Genomic DNA, 20262 nt, shown 5'->3' on the forward strand with positions numbered 1-20262 from the left:
ACTGTCCTTGTGGGAGCGGGCTTGACCCGCGATGAGGCCCGAAGGTTAAACCTCAGGCGATCTTCTTGAGGCCCAGCTTCTTCAACTCTTCATCGCGCAACTCGCGCCGCAGGATCTTGCCCACGTTGGTGGTCGGCAAGGCATCGCGGAACTCGATCAGGCGCGGCACCTTGTACGCCGTGACATTGGCGCGCATGTGCTCCATCACCTGGTCCTTGGTCAGGGTCACACCCGGCCGCGCCACGATGAAGATCTTGATCAGTTCGCCCGATTTCTCGTCCGGGACGCCAATGGCGGCGCACTGCAATACGCCCGGCAGGGTCGCCAGCACGTCTTCGAGTTCGTTCGGGTAAACGTTGAAGCCAGACACCAGAATCATGTCCTTCTTGCGGTCGACGATGCGCATGTAGCCATCGGTCTGGATCACCGCGATATCACCGGTCTTGAGCCAGCCGTCGGCATCCAGGATCTCGGTGGTCGCCTCTTCGCGCTGCCAGTAGCCCTTCATCACCTGCGGGCCCTTGATGCACAGCTCGCCGATCTCGCCCAGCGCCAGCTCCTTGCCATTGTCGTCGATCACCTTGCACAGGGTCGACGGCAGCGGAATGCCGATGGTACCGATCTGGTTGTGCTCGGCCGGATTGACCGCCGCCACCGGGCTGGTCTCGGTCATGCCGTAGCCTTCGCAGATGGAGCAACCGGTGACGCTCTTCCAGCGCTCGGCCACCGCCACCTGCAGGGCCATGCCGCCCGACAGGGTGAGCTTGAGCCCCGAGAAGTCCATCTTGCGGAAGGTCTCGTTGTTGCACAGGGCCACGAACAGAGTGTTCAGGCCGACGAAGCCGGTGAACTTCCACTTGGACAGTTCCTTGACCATCGCCGGCAGGTCGCGCGGGTTGCTGATCAGGATGTTGTGGCTGCCGATCAGCATCATCGCCATGCAATGGAAGGTGAAGGCATAGATGTGGTACAGCGGCAGCGGCGTGATCAGGACCTCGCAGCCCTCGCCCAGGTTCGAGCCCATCAGCGCACGGCATTGCAGCATGTTGGCCACCAGGTTGCGGTGGGTCAGCATCGCACCCTTGGCCACACCCGTGGTGCCACCGGTGTACTGCAGCACGGCGACATCGCCGCTGTCGGGGCTGACTTCGTTGACCGCCTTGCCCTGCCCCTTGGCCAGCGCATCGTTGAACTTGACGGCCTTGGGCAGGTGGTAGGCCGGCACCATCTTTTTCACGTACTTGATCACACTATTGATCAGCAGACGCTTGAGCGGTGGCAGCAGGTCGGCCACTTCGGTGACAATGATGTGCTTGACCTGGGTCTTGGGAACGACCTTTTCGGCCAGGTGGGCCATGTTGGCCAGGCACACCAGCGCCTTGGCACCGGAATCGTTGAACTGGTGTTCCAGCTCCCGCGCGGTGTACAGCGGGTTGGTGTTGACCACGATGAGCCCGGCGCGCATCGCACCGAAGACGGCCACGGGGTATTGCAATACGTTTGGCAGTTGTACCGCGATACGGTCACCGGGCTGCAGGTCGGTATGCTGCTGCAGGTAGGCGGCAAACGCCCCCGACAGCTCATACAGCTCGCCATAGGTGAGGGTCTTGCCCAGATTGCTGAACGCCGGCTTGTCGGCGAAACGCTGGCAGGACTGCTTCAATACCGCTTGAATGTTCGGATACTCATCAGGATTGATTTGCGAGGCAACCCCGGCTGGGTACTTATCCTTCCAAAAGTGTTCGATCATGGAAGCCCACTCCTCCAGCAACAGCGAAATCTTCTCCGCAGTCGACGCGATTATTATTGATATGTGATGACGGATTGCTACAAACCGAAGCATCAGAAGCGCGCCGAGAGTAGCAGCTTTGCCAGAGGGCGCCTAGAGCCAAAGTGGGCCGCAAAGTCACATAAATGACTAACGAATACCCAGTAGTCATTTTTAGAGTAAAGGGTCTATTCAGCAAAAGCTTCGCCGGCAAGGCCGGCTCCTACACGGCAAAGTAGGAGCCGGCCTTGCCAGCGAATGGCTTTCAGGCGATATCGCGCAATTCCCGGCGCAGGATCTTGCCCACCGGGGTCATCGGCAGCGAATCACGCAGCACGATCTGCTTGGGCACCTTGTAGCCAGTGAAGTTGGCCTTGCAGTAGGCCTTGAGCTCCTCGACGCTCACGCCGCCATCGCGTGGCACCACGAACAGTTTCACCGCCTCGCCGGAACGCTCGTCCGGCACTCCGATGGCCGCGCAGTTGGCCACCTTGGGGTGCGCCATCACCACGTCCTCGATCTCGTTGGGGTACACGTTGAAGCCCGACACGATGATCATGTCCTTCTTGCGGTCGACGATGCGCGTGAAGCCGTCCGGGTCGATCACTGCAATATCGCCGGTCTTGAGCCAGCCCTGCGCATCGAGCACCTCGGCGGTGGCGTCCGGACGCTGCCAGTAGCCCTTCATCACCTGCGGCCCCTTGATGCACAGCTCACCGCGCTCGCCCAGGGCCAGCTCGTTGCCGTCATCATCGATCACCTTGTATGCGGTATCGGGCAGCGGTATGCCGACCGTACCCAGGCGCGCCTGCTGGCCGTAGGGGTTGGTGCTGGCCACCGGCGAGGTTTCGGTCAGGCCATAGCCTTCGACGATGCGACACCCCGTGATGCTCTCCCAGCGCTCGGCAGTGGCCTTGACCAGCGCCGTGCCGCCGGAGTTGGTGACCTTCAGCGAGGAGAAATCCAGGTGCTTGAAATCCGGATTTTCCATCAGTGCCACGAACAGCGTGTTCAGGCCCAGCAATGCCGAGAAGCGCCACTTTTTCAGCTCTTTGACAAAGCCCGGTATGTCGCGCGGGTTGGTGATCAGCACGTTGTGATTGCCGGTGACCATCATGCACATGCAGTTCGCGGTGAAGGCATAGATGTGATACAGCGGCAGCGGCGCGATCATCACCTCCTGGCCTTCCTTGATCATTCTCTGCCCGTCCGGCCCCAACTGCGAAAAGCACGCCAGCACCTGCAGCATGTTGGCCACCAGGTTGCCGTGGGTGAGCATCGCGCCCTTGGGCAGGCCGGTGGTGCCGCCGGTGTACTGCAGCACCGCCACGTCATCGAGCGTCACCTGCACCGGCTTGAGCGCATGGCCACGGCCCTGGCGCATCACCTGCCGGAACGGCACCGCCTGGGGCAGGTGATACGCCGGCACCATCTTCTTGACCCGCGCCACCACGGTGTTCACCAGCCAGCCCTTGGCCAGCGGCAGCAGGTCGCCCATCTTCGCCTCGATCAGCACCTCGATGCCGGTATCGGGCAGCACCTCCTGCACCAGCTTGCCGAACATGTTCAGGTACACCAGGGCACGGGCGCCGGAGTCCTTGAACTGGTGGCGCATCTCGCGCGCGGTGTACAGCGGGTTGGTGTTGACCACGATCAGCCCGGCGCGCATCGCGCCGAACACGGCAATCGGGTACTGCAGCACGTTGGGCATCTGCACCGCGATGCGATCACCCGGGACCAGGTCGGTGTGCTGTTGCAGGTAGCCGGCAAAGGCCGCGGACTGGCGATCCAGATCGGCGTAGGTCAGGGTGACGCCCAGGTTGGTGAACGCCGGGCGGTCGGCGAAGCGCTTGCAGGAGCGCTCGAACACCTCCAGCACCGACTTGTAGACAGTCAGGTCGATATGTGAGGGCACGCCCGCGGGGCGCTTGTCATTCCAGAAGTCAGCTTGCATTTATTCTTGTCCTCATTCCTGAGCCTGTGGGCTGCCTGCATGCAGAAAATCGCATCGTGTGCCGACGTTAGCAGTTAAGCCGCAGGGGGCAAACATGCCAAGACCTGTCATTAACATTCTGAATCTTGTTGCCATCATCCGTTCAATTACACAAATGGGCTATACACTTGCAGGATCAGCCACTTGCGCAAGGGAACCGCCATGAACCACGACGTGTTCTGGCTGCCGGCCAGCAACCATTGCAGCCTGCATGTGTATCAATGGCTGCCCGCCGCGCCGATCCGGGCCGTGGTGCTGCAGGCCCATGGCATGGCCGAGCATGCCGGGCGCTACCAGCGCCTCGGGCAGGCACTGAGCGCTGCCGGCTTCGCGCTGTATGCCCACGACCAGCGCGGCCACGGGCGCACCGCCGAACACGGCACCCTGGGGCTGTTCGCAAGCCACCAGGGCTGGGACAGCGTGGTCAACGACCTGGCCAGCCTGGCCCAGCACATCGGCCAGCAGCACCCGGGCGCCCCGCTGTTCCTGTTCGGCCACAGCATGGGCAGCTACATCGTCCAGGCCTACCTGCTGCACCACAGCGCCAGCCTGCAGGGGGCGGTGCTCAGCGGCTCCAACTTCCAGCCACCGGCGCTGTACCGCGCGGCCTGCGTGATCGCCCGCCTCGAAGCCTGGCGCCAGGGCCCGCTGGGACGCAGCGCCCTGATCGACTGGCTGTCGTTCGGTTCGTTCAACAAGGCGTTCAAGCCCAACCGCACGGCCTTCGACTGGCTCAGCCGCGACAGCGCCGAGGTCGACGCCTACGTGGCCGACCCGCTGTGCGGGTTTCGCTGCACCAACCGCCTGTGGGTCGACCTGCTGATGGGCCTGGAACACATCAGCCAGCCGCGGCACCTGGCACAGATCGATCCCAACCTGCCGATCCTGGTGATGGGCGGCGAATGTGATCCGGTGAGCGCCGGCAAACGTCTGAAGGATCTGGTCGGCGCCCTGCGCCTTGCCGGCAATCAGCGCGTGCAATTGCAGCTCTACCCGCAGGCACGCCATGAACTGCTCAACGAAACCAACCGTGACGAGGTGACGGCGGCGCTCATCGCCTGGCTCGAGCAGGCGCTGACCCAGGGCCGCCCGGCCCGCAGCGAGTGATACAGTACGCACCTTGTCCGAACCTTGAAGGAAACAGCCTGCATGACCCAGGTCACCAACACGCCTTACGAAGCCCTCGAAGTGGGCCAGACCGCCAGCTTCAGCAAGACGGTCGAAGAACGCGACATCCAGCTGTTCGCCGCGATGTCCGGTGACCACAACCCGGTGCACCTGGATGCCGAATTCGCGGCCAGGAGCATGTTCAAGGAACGCATTGCCCACGGCATGTTCAGCGGCGCGCTGATCAGTGCCGCAGTGGCCTGCGAACTGCCCGGCCCCGGCACCATCTACCTGGGCCAGCAGATGAGCTTCCAGAAGCCGGTGAAGATCGGCGACACCCTGACCGTGCGCCTGGAAATCCTCGAGAAGCTGCCCAAGTTCCGCGTGCGCATTGCCACCCGCGTGTTCAACCAGCACGACGAACTGGTGGTGGACGGCGAAGCCGAGATCCTCGCCCCGCGCAAGCAGCAGAGCGTCGATCTGGTGAGCCCGCCGCCGATCACCATCGGCTGATAGCGTCCCATGGCGCTGGTTACCGAGCACCTGCAGGCGGGCGGCCTGGTCGAGGCCTACTGGGTCAGGGCCAGCGCCGCCAGCTTTCCGCGTCATGCCCATGACGAGTATGTGCTGGGCGTTAACCTGAGCGGTTGCGAGCAGATCTGGCTGGACGGACGTGAGCTGCAGGCGGCGCCGGGTCAGGTGACCCTGTACAACCCGCTGGCGGTGCAGGCCTCCACCTTCGACCCGGCAGGCGTGGAGTACATCAGCCTGCACCTGGCACCCGAGGCGATAGCCCGGTTGGTCAGCCAGAACAACCTGAACAGCCCGCTGTTCGAGCAAGGCGTGTTCGACCAGCCTGCGCTGTGCCAGGCGATCGTGGCCTTCGCCCGTGCGCCGGCACACTCCGGCCATCAGGAGGAAGCCTTGTTGGCCCTGCTGGCGCAATGGCTGGAGCAGTCGCCCGGCAGGCCCGGCGAATACAGCCACGCATTGGCCCAGGCGCTGCAGTTCATGCGCCAGCACCTGGGGCACAAGCTTGAGCTGGACGAGCTTGCGCAGGTGGCCGGGTTGAGCAAGTACCACTTCGTGCGCAGCTTCAAGAAGGCCACAGGGCTGGCACCGCTGCAGTACCACATGCAACTGCGCCTGATCGAGGCACGCCGTTGCCTGCGCGCCGGCCTGCACCCGTTGGACGTGGCCCAGCTTCTGGGCTTCTACGACCAGAGCCATTTCATCAACAGTTTTCGCCGGGTAATGGGCGCCACGCCCCATCATTACTGGCAGGCGTTCAAGCCTTCATAAGCAAAAGAGCTGCTGGCGCAGCCCTGACCGGTCAATGCGGCAAAAAGCCTGCCGTCCCGTCCTTGGAACGTTTTGCCGTGCGTTTTTCCTTGGCGGTTTTGGCGGGTTTCTTCTTGACCGATTTTTTCGCATCCAGACCTTTCATGACAGGCCCTCCGCTGAGCGCGACACCTGCTTGCCGGTGACTGACTTATTATAGACCCGCCCCGGCGACCGGCGCGGCGAGGATGAATTCGCGGTAGCCCGATACGATCACGTACACCGCGAAATAGCAGAAGATGCCCGCCGAGGCCAGGTACGACCAGGTCAGCAGACGGTCGCCCAGCAGGCGCCCGCCGTGGCTGGCCAAGGTGCACAGCGACGCGCACCACAGCAGCCCGGCAATGAAGAACCCGCTGAGAAACAACCCGGCCTCGAGCATGCCGCCTGCGCCGGAGCGCGAGATCAGCACCCCGCCGACCGCGGCAAACCACAGGATCGCGCTGGGCGAAGACATGGCCAGAAAGATGCCGCGCAGAAACTCGCGCCAGGGCGATTCGCGCACCACCTGCTGGCTGGTGTCCATATGCGCATTGCCGCGCCAGGCGGCCAGCAGCATCTTCAGTGCAAACCACACCAGCAAAAGCGAACCGCCCACCCACAACACCCAGCGCACGCTGGTGAACTGCAGCAGCACGGTCATGCCGAGCAATGCCGCCACGGCATAGATCAGATCCCCCACACAGGTGCCCAGCCCCAGCCAGAAGCCCTGCAGAAAGCCGCGCTGCATGGCCAGGGTGATCATGGCGATATTGGCCACGCCGATATCCAGGCACAACGACAGGCTGAGAAGAAATCCGTTGGAAAATGGCATGAACGCTCGACTACCGACGATGAAGGGCAGGCGCCATTAGACTCAGTGAGGGAGGGTGGTGTATTGGAAGAAATTGCCATCAGGCTCATTCGAACCGTTCAACATTCCCAGCCAGCACCTGCGCATACCGCTCCCGGTCGATATTGGCGCCACTGAGCACCACTGCCACCTTGCGCCCCTGCTGGCGCTCGCGCTCCTGCAACAACGCCGCCAGCCCCGCCGCACCGGCACCTTCGGCGGTGTTGTGCGTGTCTTCGTGGAAGATGCGCATGGCGTTGGCGATTTCAGGGTCGCTGACGCGCACCACCCGCGCCGCGCCCTGGCGGATGATCTCGAACGCCTCGGGCAAGGGCATGCGGCATGCCATGCCGTCGGCGAAGGTGTTGGCGGTTTCGGTGGTGACGATGCGGTTCTGCTCGAAACTCGAGGCAAAGGCATCGGCCTCGGTGGACACCACCCCGACGATCTCGGTGTGCAGCCCCAGCAGGTCACGGGTACGAATCAGCCCGCAGATGCCCGAGCCCATGCCGATCGGCACGTACACGCAGTCCAGCGCCGGTACGGCCTCGAACAGCTCCAGCGCGTAGGTGGCCACGCCGCGGATCAGGTCCGGGTGGAACGGCGGCACGCTTTCATAGCCGTGCACCTGCGCCAGTCGCGCCGCCTCGGCCCGCGCCAGGTCGAAATCGGCGCCATGCTCCACCAACTGCGCACCCAGCGCGCGCATGGCGGCATTCTTTTCCCGCGAGTTGCCCTCGGGCACCACGATGATGATCGGCAACCCGGCACTGCGCGCCGCCAGCGCCAGGCTCTGCCCGTGGTTGCCACGGGTGGCGGTGACCAGCCCGCGCACCGTGGGTGAGCGCGCCAGCAGCGCCTGCACGTAAAGCAGCCCGCCGCGAACCTTGAAGGCACCGGTGGGCGCGTGATTCTCGTGCTTGACCCACACCTGGCAGCCCACGCGTTCGGCCAGGCGCGGCCAGGCGTACTGGGGCGTGGCAGGAACGCGGGTGTGTACCAGGCGGGCAGCGTCGCGCAGGGCGGACAGGTCGAACATGAGGCACCTCGATGGCCAGGGGAATTGACCTGATCCTAGTCGCGCCGCATTGTATGGGTGAACCCTTATATTGCATGGCCAACAATAAATGTGGACCCCCACCCTAGGCGACACCTCCCTGCCCCGCTACCTCGAACTGGTCGAGGCGATTGCGCGGGCGATCGAAAGCGGCGAGCTGAAAGTGGGCGAGCGCCTGCCGCCGCAGCGGCGCCTGGCCTGGAACCTGGGCCTGAACCCCAGCACCACCCAGCAGGCGTACCGCGAGGCAGCGGCCCGGCATCTGGTGTCCGGGGAGGTAGGGCGAGGCACCTACGTGCTGGCGGGCAGCAAGGAAGCAACGCTGTTCCGCCTCAAGCAACCCGGCCAGCAAGCGACGCAGATCGACCTGTCGACCAATGTGCCGGTGGCCGACGACAGCAGCCCCGACCTGGCGCATGCCTTGCGCCATCTGCTGGAACAAGGCCCTGCCGGCCAGCTCGAGCATTACCTGGGTGCCGAACAGTTGCTGCGCGGGCGCCTTCAGGGCGCCGCCTGGCTGCGCCGGCGCGGCCTGCAACTGGACGAGCGCCAGGTGCTGCTGTGCGGCGGTGCCCAGCTGGGGTTGTTCAACGTGCTGCTTTCGCTGTGCCAGCCCGGAGACGCCGTGATGGTCGAGGCCTTGACCGCACCCGGTATCAAGGCGGCCTGTCGACAGTTGCGCCTGCCGTTGCACGAGGTTGCGCTGGACGGCCAGGGCATCCTGCCCGACGACCTGGACCGTGTCGCACGTGCCACCGGCGCGCGGGTCGTGGTGCTGACGCCGACCCTGCAGAACCCCACCGGCGCCTGCATGGGCGCTGCGCGCCAGGCCGCCATTGCCGCAGTGATCGAGCGCCATGCCCTGACCTTGATCGAAGATGATGTCTACGGTGCCCTGGCCGATACCCCGGCGCTGCTGGCACAGGTGGGCGGGCGCGGCGTGCTGGTCACCAGCCTGTCGAAGAGCGTCGCGGCCGGTTTGCGCCTGGGCTGGATCGTCGGCAGCGCCGAGTTGCTGGCGCGCATCGACCCGCATGCCCAGGCAACACACTGGCCGGTGTCGCCGCTGGACCTGGAGATCGCCTGCCGCTGGATCGATGACGGCACCGCGACGCGACGCGTGGCCTGGCAGCGTGAAGAAGTGGGTCAGCGCTGGCGGATGGCCAGGCGGATACTGGGCAAGGCATTGGTGGGGGATGTGCCTTCGCCGCATGTCTGGGTCAACGGTGTGCGCGCCACAGCGTGCCGTGATGCCGGCGTGGCAGTGGTGCCAGCCGAGGTGTTCGCGGTGCGCCAGGGCGACCGGGCAGCGGTGCGCATCAGCCTGTCGGCGGCGCAGAGCCGGGCGCAGTTGAAGCAGGCGCTGGAAAGGGTGGCGGAAGTGGTTTCAGGGTGAGCGGGCCGCCCCTTCGCCGACAAGGCCGGCTCCTGCAGAGAAAGCGGTACCGGTGCCGGCGAAGAGGCCCTCCAATTCAATCGCAACATCCGGAGTGAAACCCCAGTCACCTTTTCTACACTGAACCTGCTCCCTTACCCACGGAAACCGGCATGAACCCGCTGTTCTACACCCAGGCCTGCGCCCACCTGGCCAGCCTCGACCCGAAGTGGGCCGCGCATATCGAGCGCATCGGCCCATGCCTGCACCAAACGCTGCCCACCCGCGACCCGTATCAGGCGCTGGTCAGGTCGATTGCCTACCAGCAATTGCACGCCAGGGCCGCCGAAGCGATCCTGCGGCGGTTCCTGGCGCTGTACCCCGGGCAGGCCTTCCCCAGCCCCGAGCAACTGCTGGCCACCGCGCCCGAGCAACTGCGTGCCTGCGGGTTTTCCGCGAGCAAGCTGGCCACTATCCAGGGCATCGCCCAGGCTCGCCTCGACGGCCTGGTACCCGACCATGAGCTGGCCCGCCGTCTCGACGAAACCAGCCTGATCGAGCGCCTGACGCAACTGCGCGGGGTTGGACGCTGGACCGTGGAGATGCTGCTGATCTACACCCTTGAACACATGGACACCCTGCCCGCCGATGACTTTGGCGTGCGCGAAGGCTACCGTCGCCTGTTCGCCCTGCCCGCCCAGCCCACGCGCAAGCAGATGCTGGAACTCGGCGCCCCGTGGAGCCCGTATCGCACCGTGGCCGCCTGGTACCTGTGGCGCGTTCCCGCCACCGGCTGAAACCCGGGCGAATTCCACCGCAAGACCCGGAGTGCCGCCCCGCACGGCGCCACCTACCCTCACCACATCGCCCTCAGCCAAGAGCCACACGCCATGCCCCGCACACCTTCGATCGATGTCAACGAACCACGCTGGCAAGCCGTGCTGGCCCGCGACGCCGCAGCGGATGATGCTTTCGTCTATGGGGTTCGCACCACCGGGGTCTACTGCCGCGCCTCCAGCCCGTCACGGTTGCCGCGCCCGGAGAACGTCGAGTTCTTCGACACTGCCGCCCAGGCCGAGGCCGCCGGCTATCGCCCCAGCCGGCACTACGCCGCCGACCCGCGCCAACTGGCCGAGCAGCATGCCACCCAGGTCACCCGGGCCTGCCAGCTGATCGAAACGGCCGAGGTCGAGCCCAGCCTCAAGCAAGTGGCCGCCCATGTCGGCATGAGCCCGTATCACTTCCACCGGGTGTTCAAGGCCGCGACCGGCCTCACCCCCAAGGCCTACGCCAATGCCAGACGCGCGCACAAGGTACGCCGGCAGCTTGAGCAGCCGGGCTCGATCACCGACGCCCTGTACAAGGCTGGCTACAACTCCAACAGCCGTTTCTACGAAGACAGCAACGCCCGGCTGGGCATGACCCCGGCCGCCTATCGCGCGGGCGGCGCCAATGCCTCGATCCGCTTTGCCATTGCCCAGTGCTCACTCGGCGCGCTGTTGGTGGCCCAAAGCGAGCGCGGGGTGTGCGCCATCCTGCTCGGCGACGACCCCGAGGCGTTGCTGCACGACCTGCAGGACAAGTTTCCCAAAGCCGAACTGATTGGCGCCGACGCCGAATTCGAGCAGTGGGTGGCCAAGGTGGTGGGGTTCATAGAAGCGCCCGCCCTGGGCCTGGACCTGCCACTGGACCTGCGCGGCACGGCCTTCCAGGAGCGGGTGTGGCAGGCGTTGCGCAGCATCCCGGCAGGCAGCACCGCCAGCTACGCCGAGATCGCCCAGCGCATTGGCGCGCCCAGGGCAGTCAGGGCGGTGGCCCAGGCGTGCGCCGCCAACAGCCTGGCGGTGGCAGTGCCCTGTCATCGGGTGGTACGCAGTGATGGCAACCTGTCCGGCTACCGCTGGGGCGTGGAGCGCAAGCAGGCGCTCCTGGCCCGGGAACAACAGCCCAGTGACCTGTGATGATCAGCCCTGGCTGCAGCCATCGCCCATGGCGCGGTATTCGATGGTGTGGCGCTGGCCCTGATGGTCTTCATAGGTCATGGTGGCCGGCACCACTTCGCAGACATTGGGCAGGGTCGAGAGGCTGATCACCCGGGCGATGTCCAGGTTGGTCGAATAGTCATATTGCTCGACCACCGGCTGCGCAGCAGCGGTCTTGACCTCGTCCGCCAGGGCGAACGAAGAGACACCCACCAATACAAGTGCAAGTAAGGTTTTCATGGTATTAGGCCTGCAAAGCAATCAAACGAAGTGTTTGACTTCATCAGCCAAGTTGGCGCGGAGAAGTTGTCATATCAACGAATGGACATAACACGAAGTACCGATCCCGTTACGCTTCTAGTTGCTGGGATGGGTCAAGTTTATAAGGTTGCGAAGGTGGTTGAAGCCCGAAGCCGGACATTCACTGTTACCGCCTCGGTAACAATAACCGCACGGCAAGCCCTCGACAGCCTACCCAAGCCCGTGTAAAAGCCCGTGCCAGAGCCCTTGCTGGAAACCGCCGTGAGTGAAATACGCTACAGCCTGCTAAGCGCTGCCGAGCGCCCTTTGCTGAACAAATTCTATCGCGCCGAAGGTACGGCCATGCGTGCCAGTGCCAAGGGCGAGGCCTGGGTGGCGCGTGCGGGTGAGCTTGTCGCCGCAGTGAACATGAGCGCGGTACCCGAGGGGTTCTGGCTGACCGGCTTGCTGGTGGCACCCGCCTGGCGCGGCCGGCGCATTGCACGACAACTGATCGAGCATGCCTGCGCCGGCAAGCCGGGCACGGTGTGGCTGTTCTGCCACCCGGACCTGCTGGCCTTCTACCAGCCACTGGGGTTCAGCCCTGCCGGCGCACTGCCGCTGCAGCTCAATGAGCGTCTGGCGCGCTATCAGCGCAGCAAATCGTTGATCGCGTTGGCGCGGGATCAGTCGTCGCTGGCCGGGTCCAGCCCCGGGAACAGCACCTCGGTATAACCGAACTTGCTGAAGTCATGAATGCGCGAGGGGTACAGGCGACCGACCAGGTGATCGCATTCGTGCTGCACCACCCGCGCATGAAAACCCTCTGCCGAGCGCTCGATGGGCTGGCCCTGCGGGTCGACCCCGCTGTAGCGAATGTGCCGGTAGCGGCTGACCACGCCGCGCAGGCCGGGCACCGACAGGCAGCCCTCCCAGCCATCCTCGACCTCGGTGCCCACCGGGGTGATCACCGGGTTGAGCAGAATGGTCTGCGGCACGGGCTCGGCATCCGGGTAGCGCTCGCTACGCTCGAAGCCGAAGATCACCAGTTGCAGGTCGACCCCGATCTGCGGCGCCGCCAGCCCCACGCCGCCCACGTGCTGCATGGTGTCGAACATGTCGGCAATCAGCTGCTCAAGCTCGGCAGTGCCGAACAGACGGGCCGGTACGGGCGGTGCAACGCGCAACAGGCGCTCGTCGCCCATCTTCAGGATGTCACGAATCATGCGGGGCTCGGCTCACGGGTTCAGGCGCGGAATCGGACGGGATGGAGTGATCGCGCCCCAACCCGGAAACATGCTTTTTATCATGTTCCGGCGCATCGTCGTCGGGCATTTCCTTCTCGCCAGGGTCCTTGCCTTCGGCCGACATGTGCTCGATCACCGCATTCATCTCCGCCCCCAGCAGCAATACTGCGGCAGAAATATAGAAGTACAGCAACAGCACGATGATCGCACCGATGCTGCCGTACATCGCGTTGTAGTCGGCAAACGTCTTGACGTAGTAGCCAAACCCCAGCGACGCGATGATCCACACCACCACCGCCAGTACCGAGCCGGGGGTGATGAAGCGAAATTCCTGCTCCACATCGGGCATCACGTAATAGATCAATGCCACCGCCACCATCATCAGGATGATGATGGCCGGCCAGCGCAGGATGGTCCACAGCGTGACGATGAACTCCTGCATGCCTACCTGCGAGGCGATCCATTCCATCACCTGCGGGCCGAGCACCATCAAGGCGGCGGCGGCCAGCAGCATGCCGGCGATTCCGACGGTATACAGCACCGACAGCGGGATGCGCTTCCACACCGGGCGCCCTTCCACCACGTCATACGCGGCGTTCATCGCGCTCATCATCAGGCGCACGCCCGCCGACGCGGTCCACAGGGCGATCACGATACCTACCGAGAGCAGCCCGCCCTTGGATTGCTGCAACTGGTCGATCACCGGGTTGACCTGCTCCAGCGCCTGGGGCGGCAACACCAGTTCCGACTGCAGGCGCAGCCAGGTGAAGAAGTCGGGCAGATGCAGAAACCCGATCAGGGCGATCAGGAACAGCAGGAAGGGGAACAGCGAAAACAGCATCTGGTAGGCCAGGGCCGACGCATAGGTGGACATCTCGTCATCGAGAAACTCGCTTACCGTGCGCACCAGAACACGATGCAACGGCAGGCCGTGCAAGTTGGGGAAAATCATAGCGTCTCCTTTCGCCGCTCCACTGTCATAGGCAGTAATCCAAGCGTTGGGGGGGTGTTTTACCTGACGGTAGTCTAGTAGACCACGTCTGTGAGGTTACGATTGATTGCCACAGACAGCAGAACGGCCACCCGAAGATGGCCGTTATCGGCTACACGCGCAGCCGGTCAGGGCTTTTTCACAGCATCCTTGACCGCATCCTTGGCCTTGCCCACTGCCTGCTGGGTTTCGCCCTTGACTTCCTGGGCCTTGCCCTCGGCGCGCAGTTTATCGTTATCGGTCACCTTGCCCACGCCTTGCTTGATGTTGCCTACCGCTTCGTTGGCCAAGCCTTTTGCTTTGTCCGAAGTGCTGCTCATGGCATTTCTCCTGAAGGGGAACAGATAGCTGTCAGTGTCGACAGTCAGTGGACCCGCCCGCTTCTGCGAGAGTTTCAAATATTTTTGGGCGGTGTGTATTCCCACAATGGATAAACAGCGGGCGAATATCGCACCCAATCGTGCCTGGCCTGCGCCAGGGGCTGTCGGCTTTGCCTAGAATCGGGCACCAGCGCCCTGCAGCCCGGGCGCGATAAAAACAACAGACACAGCGATCACTACCCATGCGTATCTCCCCCTTGCTGGCAGCCCTGCTGCTGGCCGTACCTGCCCATGCCCTGCACGCAGCACCTGCCGTACAGCCCGCCGCCCTGACCACCCTGGTGGTCGATCGCTATGCCGACGACGAGCAGCCCGGCAGCCTGCGCTGGGCCATCGAGCGCAACAACCAGGCGCCCGGCACCTACCGGATCGAGATCCGCCCGGTCGGCCAGCCGCCCTACGTGATCAAGCCCGCTTCGGCCCTGCCGCCGATTCTCGGCCCGGTAAGCCTCGAAGGTGCGGCCTGGAAGCGCAACGGCGAGTACATCGCCATCGACGGTTCGGCCTATATCGTCGGCAACGGCACGCGCGCATGCCCTGGCGCCGTGCCCGGACAGTTCGGCACCAATGTGCGCACCACCACCGGCCCGGGGCTGGTGATACGCGATACCCAGGGCGTGGAGATTTCCGGCCTGGATGTGCGTAATTTCTGCATCGGCATTCTGGTCAACCGCGCCAGCCACAACGTCATCCAGGACAACCGCATCACCGCCAACAAGGGTGGCGCCGGCATCATGCTGACCGGCGACGACGGCCAGGGCAATTCGACCGCCACCACCACGGTGAACAACAAGGTGCTGCGCAACCAGCTGGTGGACAACGGCGACGGCCTGGAGCTGACCCGCGGCGCGGCGTTCAACCTGGTGGCCGACAACCTGTTTCGCTCCACCCCGGCCAACGCGGAGCCCTCCCAGGGCATCGAGATCCTGTGGGGCAATGACAACACGGTGGTGCGCAACCGCTTCGAGGACTATTCCGACGGGCTGCAGATCAACTGGGGCCAGCGCAATTACCTGGGGGCCAACACCTTTACCGGCAACTCCATCGGCGTGAGCGTCAGCGGTGCGGGCAACATCCTCGATGGCAACCTGATCCACGGCAACCGCATCGGCGTGGCGCTGCGCCCGGAGCCGACCTCCACCAGCAACCGCCTGACCGCCAACCGCATCTGGAACAACAGCCAGGATATCCGGCGCTGCGAAGCGGGCGGTTCGTGCGTGCCCGATCAGCGCACCGGTGCCATCGTGTTTTCGGTGCCGGCGCTGGAGCATGCGATCTATGTGGGCTCGCGTGGCATCGGTGTCGACCCGTCGGGCACCAACCGGGCGATCATCTGCACCGACAAGGCCGCACCGCAGGGTTGCCAGCCGGTACCCAATCACGATCAGGCGGCCCCGCTGCTCAAGGCAGTCAAAGGTGACCACTTGCTGGGCCAGGTGAGTGGCGAGCCCGACAGCCTGTTGCGGGTGGAGGTGTTCGGCAATGCTGACTCAAAGGCCGGTGAAGCGGAGCAGTATCTGGGCGAAGTGATGGTGGCGACGGATGCCAAGGGTCAGGCGCAGTTCGAGTATGTATTGCCGCAAGCAGATGGGCTGCAGGCGTTCACCGCAACGGTCACCCGGACCGACGGGGCCACCTCGGAGTTGAGCAAGGCGCTGGCGCGCTGAGGACCGCGGGGTGGCCATTCGTCGGCAGGGATTGTCTGCGAATGGTCGGCCCTGTCAGCAGGCCCCGCTTTAGTTTTCAGCGCAATCCCAGCACAATGGCCGACCTTTCAAGCGTCACCCGTAGGAACCTGCATGAAACTCGACAAACCCACCGCCATCGCCCGTCGCAACCAGGCGCTGGAACGCCCTGTGCTCAACAGCGACAACACCCTGTTTGCCGTGCTCGATACCAAGCGCAGCCTGTGGTGGTTCGATGTGCCGGTGAAGCTGGTGCTGCCCAAGAGCGTGGCCGACTGGGTCAACCTGCTGCTCTACACCCCGGAAACCGACCAGTTGCAGCACCTCAAGGTGCCGGTCAACTTCCTGCGTGCGCACCTGGAGAAGATGGAAGTACGCAAGCCGGGCAAGCGTCGCTCGACCATCAGCCTGGCGCTGAGCGCCGACCGCGACTCGCTGCTGCAGGACTTGCGTCCGGGCGGCGAAAACCTGAGCTTTGCCGCCTTCGTGCAGGTCTGATCAGACCAGTTCGATGCGGTCGGCGTGAATCACGATGCGCCCGTCCTTGTACAGGGCGCCGATCGCTTTCTTGAAATTGCCCTTGCTCACCCCGAACAGGTCGCTGATCACCTGCGGGTCGCTCTTGTCGCTGACCGGCAGCACGCCGTTGGCGGCCTTGAGCTTGTCGAGGATCTTGTCGTTCAGCGTGCTGGCCAGGGCCTGGCCGACCGGCTGCAGGCTCAGGGCGATCTTGCCGTCGCTGCGCAGCTCCTTGATGTAGCCCTTCTCCTGCTTGCCCGAACGCAAGAACTTGAACACTTCGTTCTTGTGGATCAGGCCCCAGTGCTTGTTGTTGATGATGGCCTTGAACCCCATCGGGGTTTCCTCGACCACCAGCAGGTCGACTTCCTGGCCCACGCTGTAGTTGGCCGGCAGCTTGTCGAGGTAGCGGTCCAGGCGCGCGGTGGCGGTGATGCGCCGGGTGCGCTTGTCGAGGTAGGCATGCACCACGCAGTACTCGCCCGCCTTCATCTGGCGTTTTTCTTCGGAGTACGGCATCAACAGGTCCTTGGGCAGGCCCCAGTCGAGGAAGATGCCGATGCTGTTGATTTCCACCACCTTGAGGCTGGCGAACTCGCCCACCTGCAGTTTGGTCTTCTCGGTGGTGGCGATCAGCTTGTCTTCGCTGTCGAGGTAGACGAAGACGTTGAGCCAGTCCTCGACCTCGGTGGGCGTGTCCTTGGGGATGTAACGGTTGGGCAGCAGAATCTCGCCGTCCGCCCCGCCGTCCAGGTACAGACCGAAATCCGTGTGCTTGACCACTTGCAAAGTGTTGTAACGCCCAACTAAAGCCATTTGCTGAAATCCTCGTTGCGAGGCTGGCATTCTACACGCTACGGGAACCGCCAGGCGCGCCGTTGTTCTATAAACACAAGCACGCCCCTGCAAGGATATGCACCCATGGATGCCTGCCTGTCCACGTTGTTTCGCTGCCTTTCGCTGCTGGTGCTGTCGACGCTGCTGCTGGTCGGCTGCAACCGCATGGACCTCGCCTACCGCAACCTCGATGTACTGGTGCCCTGGTCGCTGAGCGACTACCTGAGCATGAATCGCCAGCAGAAAGGCTGGCTGGACGAACGACTCAAGGCGCACCTGGCATGGCATTGTCGTACACAGCTGCCGGGCTATCTGACATGGCTGGGCGATATTCGACAGATGGTCGCGCACAACGAGGTCACCGACGCGCAGCTAAGGCTGCGCACCGAGCAGGCCAAGCAGGCCATCGCCGAGGTGGCCGACCAGATCATGCCGTCGGCCACGCTGCTGCTGCGCGGCATGGACGACGAACAGGTCAGCGACATGCGCGAGGCGTTTGCCGAAGACATTCGCGAGCGCGAGGCCAAGTACGTGAAGACGCCGCTGGCCAGGCAGATCGAGCAGCGCCAGCAACGCATGGAAAAACGCCTGACGCCATGGCTGGGCGAACTGAACCCGCAGCAGCGCCTGCGCGTGGCGCAGTGGTCACAGGCGTTGGGCGAACAGAACCGTCAGTGGATCGCCAACCGCGCACACTGGCAGGCGCAGTTCACTGCGGCGATGGAGCAACGGCGCAGCGAGGCATTCGAACCAAGGCTGGAACAACTGCTCAAGCAGCGCGAAAGCCTGTGGACGCCGGAGTACCGCACGGCCTACCAGCGTACCGAACAGGAGGCGCGCAGCCTGCTGGTGGACCTGATGGCGCAGAGCAGCGAGCAGCAACGTCAGCACCTGCAGGGCAGGCTGGCCAAGGTGCAGCAGGACTTCAGCAAGCTCAAGTGCCTGCAATCCTGAACCGATTCGCCGGCAAGGCCGGCGAAGCTGCTCAGTTCTCCCGGCACTTGCGCCGGTACGGGAACACATCGATCACCTTCCCCTCCCGTATCGCCGCCTGCAGCCCCTTCCAGTAATCGGCGTCATACAACTCGCCATGCAACTGGCTGAACAGCCGCCGCTGACCGATGTCGGCAAACAGAAACGGCGGGAACTCCTCGGGGAACACGTCCAGCGGCCCGATCGAGTACCACGGCTCGCTGGCCATCTCGTCCTCGGGGAAACGCGGCGGCGGGATATAGCGGAAGTTGGCTTCGGTCAGAAAGCAGATCTCGTCGTAGTCATAGAACACCACCCGCCCATGCCGGGTAACGCCAAAGTTCTTCAGCAGCATGTCGCCGGGGAAGATGTTCGCCGCCGCCAGTTGCTTGATCGCCAGCCCGTAGTCCTCCAGCGCCTCGCGCACCTGGGCCTCGTTGGCGTTTTCCAGGTACAGGTTCAGCGGGGTCATGCGCCGCTCGGTCCAGCAGTGGCGGATAAGCACCGTGTCGCCCTCCACCACCACGGTCGACGGCGCCACTTCCAGCAGCTCGGCCAGGCACTCTGGCTCGAACTTGCCCAGCGGGAAGCGAAAGTCGGCGAACTCCTGGGTATCGGCCATGCGCCCCACGCGGTCGACGCTCTTTACCAGGCGGTACTTCTCGATGACCGTGGCGCGGTCGACACTCTTGGACGGCGAGAAGCGGTCCTTGATGATCTTGAACACGGTGTTGAAGCCCGGCAGGGTGAACACGCTCATGACCATGCCGCGCACACCGGGGGCCATGATGAAGCGGTCGTCGGTACTGGCCAGGTGATTGATCAGCGCCCGGTAGAACTCGGACTTGCCGTGCTTGTAGAAACCGATGGAGGTGTACAGCTCGGCGATGTGCTTGCCCGGCAGGATGCGCTTGAGAAAACCCACGAACTCGGCCGGCACCGGCACATCGACCATGAAGTACGAGCGAGTGAACGAGAAGATGATCGACACATCGGCTTCATCGGTGATCAGCGCATCGATTTCGATGCCGTGGCCTTCGTGGTGCAGCAGCGGAATCACCAGCGGCCACTGTTCATCGTGGGTGAACAGCCGGCCCACCAGGTAGGCCCCCTTGTTGCGATAGAGCACCGAGGAAAACAGCTCCACCTGCAGTTGCGGGTCCTTGCACACCCAATCGGGCAGGTTCTCGCGCAACTGCGCCTCCAGGCGCGCCAGGTCGCCGGGCAGGTCGGCGAAGGGCACCGCGAAGGCGTAGTCGGCGAAGACCTGCGCGAGCATCTCGCCCAGCCCGCCCTGGGGGCGGTAGGTGCGGGTCTGCGCGGCGCGCTCATGGGCGCGCAGTGCCGGGCGCGTGGTATGGATGAACATGCAGCCGTCGCTGATCAGGTCATGGCTGAACAGGCTGCAGAAAATCGAGTTGTACCAGGTTTCGGAAAGCTCATCGTCCAGGCGCGGGTCGATCAGGCTGATGTAGGCGCTCTTGACCAGCGGCCAGAACGTCGCATCCAGCAGAACCTCGGGCTCGAAAGCGCCGGCCAGCCAGCCGCTGACCTCGCTGACCTTTTCCTCGTAGAGATTGATACGTGCCGCCGAGGCCGTCTGGATCTGCTGCCATTGCGCGAGCTCGAAGCGTTGGCGTGCCCCGTCGGTGATCTGGCGAAAGTGCTCACGGTAGCTGTCGAAGCCATCGAGAATCATCCGGGCGATGGCGGCGGCCGGCCATTGTTGGGGCATGGGTAAGACCTCTGCGGGAATTTCAAAGACCTGAGCTTAGCCAGTCACGCAAGGCTGCGATAGCCTACTTAGGAACCGTTTCGCGCCCTTCGCCGGCAAGGCCGGCTCCTACAGATGCCGCCCCCACAGCAGGAGCCAGCGGTGCTGGCGAAAGCGCCCGAATTGACACCGCAAGAAAGCGAGAGAGCCCGCCCGGGCTTT

The 20262-nt window shown here is 64.1% G+C and carries 20 protein-coding genes; 10 read left to right on the top strand and 10 right to left on the bottom strand.

Annotation, left to right across the window (positions count from 1 at the left end; all coding sequences use genetic code 11):
• Positions 1-52: 52 nt before the first annotated feature.
• Both fadD1 and fadD2 read right to left on the bottom strand, forming a co-directional pair.
• Positions 53-1750 (bottom strand): long-chain-fatty-acid--CoA ligase FadD1, encoded by a 1698-nt coding sequence (gene fadD1, locus DN388_RS04020; protein WP_043864162.1) that lies wholly within the window; start codon positions 1748-1750, stop codon positions 53-55.
• Positions 1751-2033: 283 nt separating this feature from the next.
• Positions 2034-3722 carry a long-chain-fatty-acid--CoA ligase FadD2 gene (gene fadD2, locus DN388_RS04025; protein ID WP_058541533.1) on the bottom strand — a complete coding sequence of 563 codons (1689 nt, stop codon included), beginning with the start codon at positions 3720-3722 and terminating at the stop codon, positions 2034-2036.
• 201 nt (positions 3723-3923) lie between these two features.
• Here fadD2 and DN388_RS04030 point away from each other — a divergent pair, with 201 nt between their 5' ends.
• From DN388_RS04030 to DN388_RS04040, 3 genes are read left to right on the top strand one after another with little or no spacing between them, the layout of a single operon-like run.
• Positions 3924-4868: an alpha/beta hydrolase gene (locus DN388_RS04030; RefSeq protein ID WP_254998105.1), complete on the top strand. Its 945-nt coding sequence runs from the start codon at positions 3924-3926 to the stop codon at positions 4866-4868.
• Positions 4869-4910: 42 nt separating this feature from the next.
• The gene (locus tag DN388_RS04035) at positions 4911-5381 is read left to right on the top strand and encodes a MaoC family dehydratase (protein WP_043864165.1); all 471 of its coding nucleotides are present in this window, start codon (positions 4911-4913) and stop codon (positions 5379-5381) included.
• A 9-nt stretch (positions 5382-5390) separates the two neighbouring features.
• Positions 5391-6170: an AraC family transcriptional regulator gene (locus DN388_RS04040; protein ID WP_088514502.1), complete on the top strand. Its 780-nt coding sequence runs from the start codon at positions 5391-5393 to the stop codon at positions 6168-6170.
• A 193-nt stretch (positions 6171-6363) separates the two neighbouring features.
• Here DN388_RS04040 and DN388_RS04045 read toward each other — a convergent pair whose 3' ends face one another.
• Complete coding sequence (locus tag DN388_RS04045) at positions 6364-7023, bottom strand: LysE family translocator (protein ID WP_078481629.1); 660 nt, start codon at positions 7021-7023, stop codon at positions 6364-6366.
• Between the two features lie 85 nt (positions 7024-7108).
• On the bottom strand, positions 7109-8080 hold the full coding sequence (locus DN388_RS04050; RefSeq protein ID WP_104572192.1) for a threonine dehydratase: 972 nt from the start codon (positions 8078-8080) through the stop codon (positions 7109-7111).
• An 88-nt stretch (positions 8081-8168) separates the two neighbouring features.
• Between DN388_RS04050 and DN388_RS04055 the strand changes: the two genes are divergently transcribed.
• The 3 genes from DN388_RS04055 (at position 8169) to ada (ending at position 11434) form a co-directional block, all read left to right on the top strand.
• Positions 8169-9494: a PLP-dependent aminotransferase family protein gene (locus DN388_RS04055; protein ID WP_254996905.1), complete on the top strand. Its 1326-nt coding sequence runs from the start codon at positions 8169-8171 to the stop codon at positions 9492-9494.
• Positions 9495-9646: 152 nt separating this feature from the next.
• Positions 9647-10270 carry a DNA-3-methyladenine glycosylase gene (locus tag DN388_RS04060; protein ID WP_054914952.1) on the top strand — a complete coding sequence of 208 codons (624 nt, stop codon included), beginning with the start codon at positions 9647-9649 and terminating at the stop codon, positions 10268-10270.
• Positions 10271-10363: 93 nt separating this feature from the next.
• Positions 10364-11434 carry a bifunctional DNA-binding transcriptional regulator/O6-methylguanine-DNA methyltransferase Ada gene (ada, locus tag DN388_RS04065; protein WP_254996907.1) on the top strand — a complete coding sequence of 357 codons (1071 nt, stop codon included), beginning with the start codon at positions 10364-10366 and terminating at the stop codon, positions 11432-11434.
• A gap of 3 nt (positions 11435-11437) precedes the next feature.
• Here ada and DN388_RS04070 read toward each other — a convergent pair whose 3' ends face one another.
• Positions 11438-11695 (bottom strand): DUF2790 domain-containing protein, encoded by a 258-nt coding sequence (locus DN388_RS04070; RefSeq protein WP_043864173.1) that lies wholly within the window; start codon positions 11693-11695, stop codon positions 11438-11440.
• Positions 11696-11977: 282 nt separating this feature from the next.
• Between DN388_RS04070 and DN388_RS04075 the strand changes: the two genes are divergently transcribed.
• Positions 11978-12430: a GNAT family N-acetyltransferase gene (locus DN388_RS04075; protein ID WP_043864174.1), complete on the top strand. Its 453-nt coding sequence runs from the start codon at positions 11978-11980 to the stop codon at positions 12428-12430.
• Here the strand turns inward: DN388_RS04075 and def are convergent.
• The 3 genes from def to DN388_RS04090 form a co-directional block, all read right to left on the bottom strand.
• On the bottom strand, positions 12382-12921 hold the full coding sequence (gene def, locus DN388_RS04080) for a peptide deformylase (protein WP_254996911.1): 540 nt from the start codon (positions 12919-12921) through the stop codon (positions 12382-12384). The genes DN388_RS04075 and def overlap by 49 nt on opposite strands.
• A complete protein-coding gene (locus DN388_RS04085) occupies positions 12911-13894 on the bottom strand; it encodes a YihY/virulence factor BrkB family protein (protein WP_043864176.1) in 984 nt (327 codons plus the stop codon). The genes def and DN388_RS04085 overlap by 11 nt, the downstream gene beginning before the upstream one ends.
• A 167-nt stretch (positions 13895-14061) precedes the next feature.
• Positions 14062-14253, bottom strand: coding sequence for a CsbD family protein (locus DN388_RS04090; RefSeq protein WP_043864177.1), 192 nt, complete (start codon positions 14251-14253; stop codon positions 14062-14064).
• Between the two features lie 242 nt (positions 14254-14495).
• On the opposite strand from DN388_RS04090, the gene DN388_RS04095 reads away from it, so the two are divergent.
• Positions 14496-15980: a nitrous oxide reductase family maturation protein NosD gene (locus DN388_RS04095; RefSeq protein ID WP_254996914.1), complete on the top strand. Its 1485-nt coding sequence runs from the start codon at positions 14496-14498 to the stop codon at positions 15978-15980.
• A 132-nt stretch (positions 15981-16112) separates the two neighbouring features.
• Complete coding sequence (locus DN388_RS04100) at positions 16113-16496, top strand: hypothetical protein (RefSeq protein ID WP_043864179.1); 384 nt, start codon at positions 16113-16115, stop codon at positions 16494-16496.
• Here DN388_RS04100 and DN388_RS04105 read toward each other — a convergent pair whose 3' ends face one another.
• Positions 16497-17333: a S1 RNA-binding domain-containing protein gene (locus DN388_RS04105; protein WP_043864180.1), complete on the bottom strand. Its 837-nt coding sequence runs from the start codon at positions 17331-17333 to the stop codon at positions 16497-16499.
• A 186-nt stretch (positions 17334-17519) separates the two neighbouring features.
• Between DN388_RS04105 and DN388_RS04110 the strand changes: the two genes are divergently transcribed.
• A complete protein-coding gene (locus DN388_RS04110; protein WP_254998140.1) occupies positions 17520-18308 on the top strand; it encodes a DUF6279 family lipoprotein in 789 nt (262 codons plus the stop codon).
• A 31-nt stretch (positions 18309-18339) separates the two neighbouring features.
• Here the strand turns inward: DN388_RS04110 and aceK are convergent, their stop codons facing one another.
• A complete protein-coding gene (aceK, locus tag DN388_RS04115) occupies positions 18340-20061 on the bottom strand; it encodes a bifunctional isocitrate dehydrogenase kinase/phosphatase (RefSeq protein ID WP_043864182.1) in 1722 nt (573 codons plus the stop codon).
• Between the last annotated feature and the right edge of the window lie 201 nt (positions 20062-20262).

The sequence above is a fragment of the Pseudomonas sp. S12(2018) genome (assembly GCF_024355235.1).
Lineage (GTDB): Bacteria > Pseudomonadota > Gammaproteobacteria > Pseudomonadales > Pseudomonadaceae > Aquipseudomonas > Aquipseudomonas palmensis.

Coding starts and splice junctions, on each gene's coding strand:
- fadD1 (WP_043864162.1), bottom strand. CDS start 1,750: ATGATCGAACACTTTTGGAAGGATAAGTACCCAGCCGGGGTTGCCTCG.
- fadD2 (WP_058541533.1), bottom strand. CDS start 3,722: ATGCAAGCTGACTTCTGGAATGACAAGCGCCCCGCGGGCGTGCCCTCA.
- DN388_RS04030 (WP_254998105.1), top strand. CDS start 3,924: ATGAACCACGACGTGTTCTGGCTGCCGGCCAGCAACCATTGCAGCCTG.
- DN388_RS04035 (WP_043864165.1), top strand. CDS start 4,911: ATGACCCAGGTCACCAACACGCCTTACGAAGCCCTCGAAGTGGGCCAG.
- DN388_RS04040 (WP_088514502.1), top strand. CDS start 5,391: ATGGCGCTGGTTACCGAGCACCTGCAGGCGGGCGGCCTGGTCGAGGCC.
- DN388_RS04045 (WP_078481629.1), bottom strand. CDS start 7,023: ATGCCATTTTCCAACGGATTTCTTCTCAGCCTGTCGTTGTGCCTGGAT.
- DN388_RS04050 (WP_104572192.1), bottom strand. CDS start 8,080: ATGTTCGACCTGTCCGCCCTGCGCGACGCTGCCCGCCTGGTACACACC.
- DN388_RS04055 (WP_254996905.1), top strand. CDS start 8,169: ATGTGGACCCCCACCCTAGGCGACACCTCCCTGCCCCGCTACCTCGAA.
- DN388_RS04060 (WP_054914952.1), top strand. CDS start 9,647: ATGAACCCGCTGTTCTACACCCAGGCCTGCGCCCACCTGGCCAGCCTC.
- ada (WP_254996907.1), top strand. CDS start 10,364: ATGCCCCGCACACCTTCGATCGATGTCAACGAACCACGCTGGCAAGCC.
- DN388_RS04070 (WP_043864173.1), bottom strand. CDS start 11,695: ATGAAAACCTTACTTGCACTTGTATTGGTGGGTGTCTCTTCGTTCGCC.
- def (WP_254996911.1), bottom strand. CDS start 12,921: ATGATTCGTGACATCCTGAAGATGGGCGACGAGCGCCTGTTGCGCGTT.
- DN388_RS04085 (WP_043864176.1), bottom strand. CDS start 13,894: ATGATTTTCCCCAACTTGCACGGCCTGCCGTTGCATCGTGTTCTGGTG.
- DN388_RS04090 (WP_043864177.1), bottom strand. CDS start 14,253: ATGAGCAGCACTTCGGACAAAGCAAAAGGCTTGGCCAACGAAGCGGTA.
- DN388_RS04095 (WP_254996914.1), top strand. CDS start 14,496: ATGCGTATCTCCCCCTTGCTGGCAGCCCTGCTGCTGGCCGTACCTGCC.
- DN388_RS04100 (WP_043864179.1), top strand. CDS start 16,113: ATGAAACTCGACAAACCCACCGCCATCGCCCGTCGCAACCAGGCGCTG.
- DN388_RS04105 (WP_043864180.1), bottom strand. CDS start 17,333: ATGGCTTTAGTTGGGCGTTACAACACTTTGCAAGTGGTCAAGCACACG.
- DN388_RS04110 (WP_254998140.1), top strand. CDS start 17,520: ATGGACCTCGCCTACCGCAACCTCGATGTACTGGTGCCCTGGTCGCTG.
- aceK (WP_043864182.1), bottom strand. CDS start 20,061: ATGCCCCAACAATGGCCGGCCGCCGCCATCGCCCGGATGATTCTCGAT.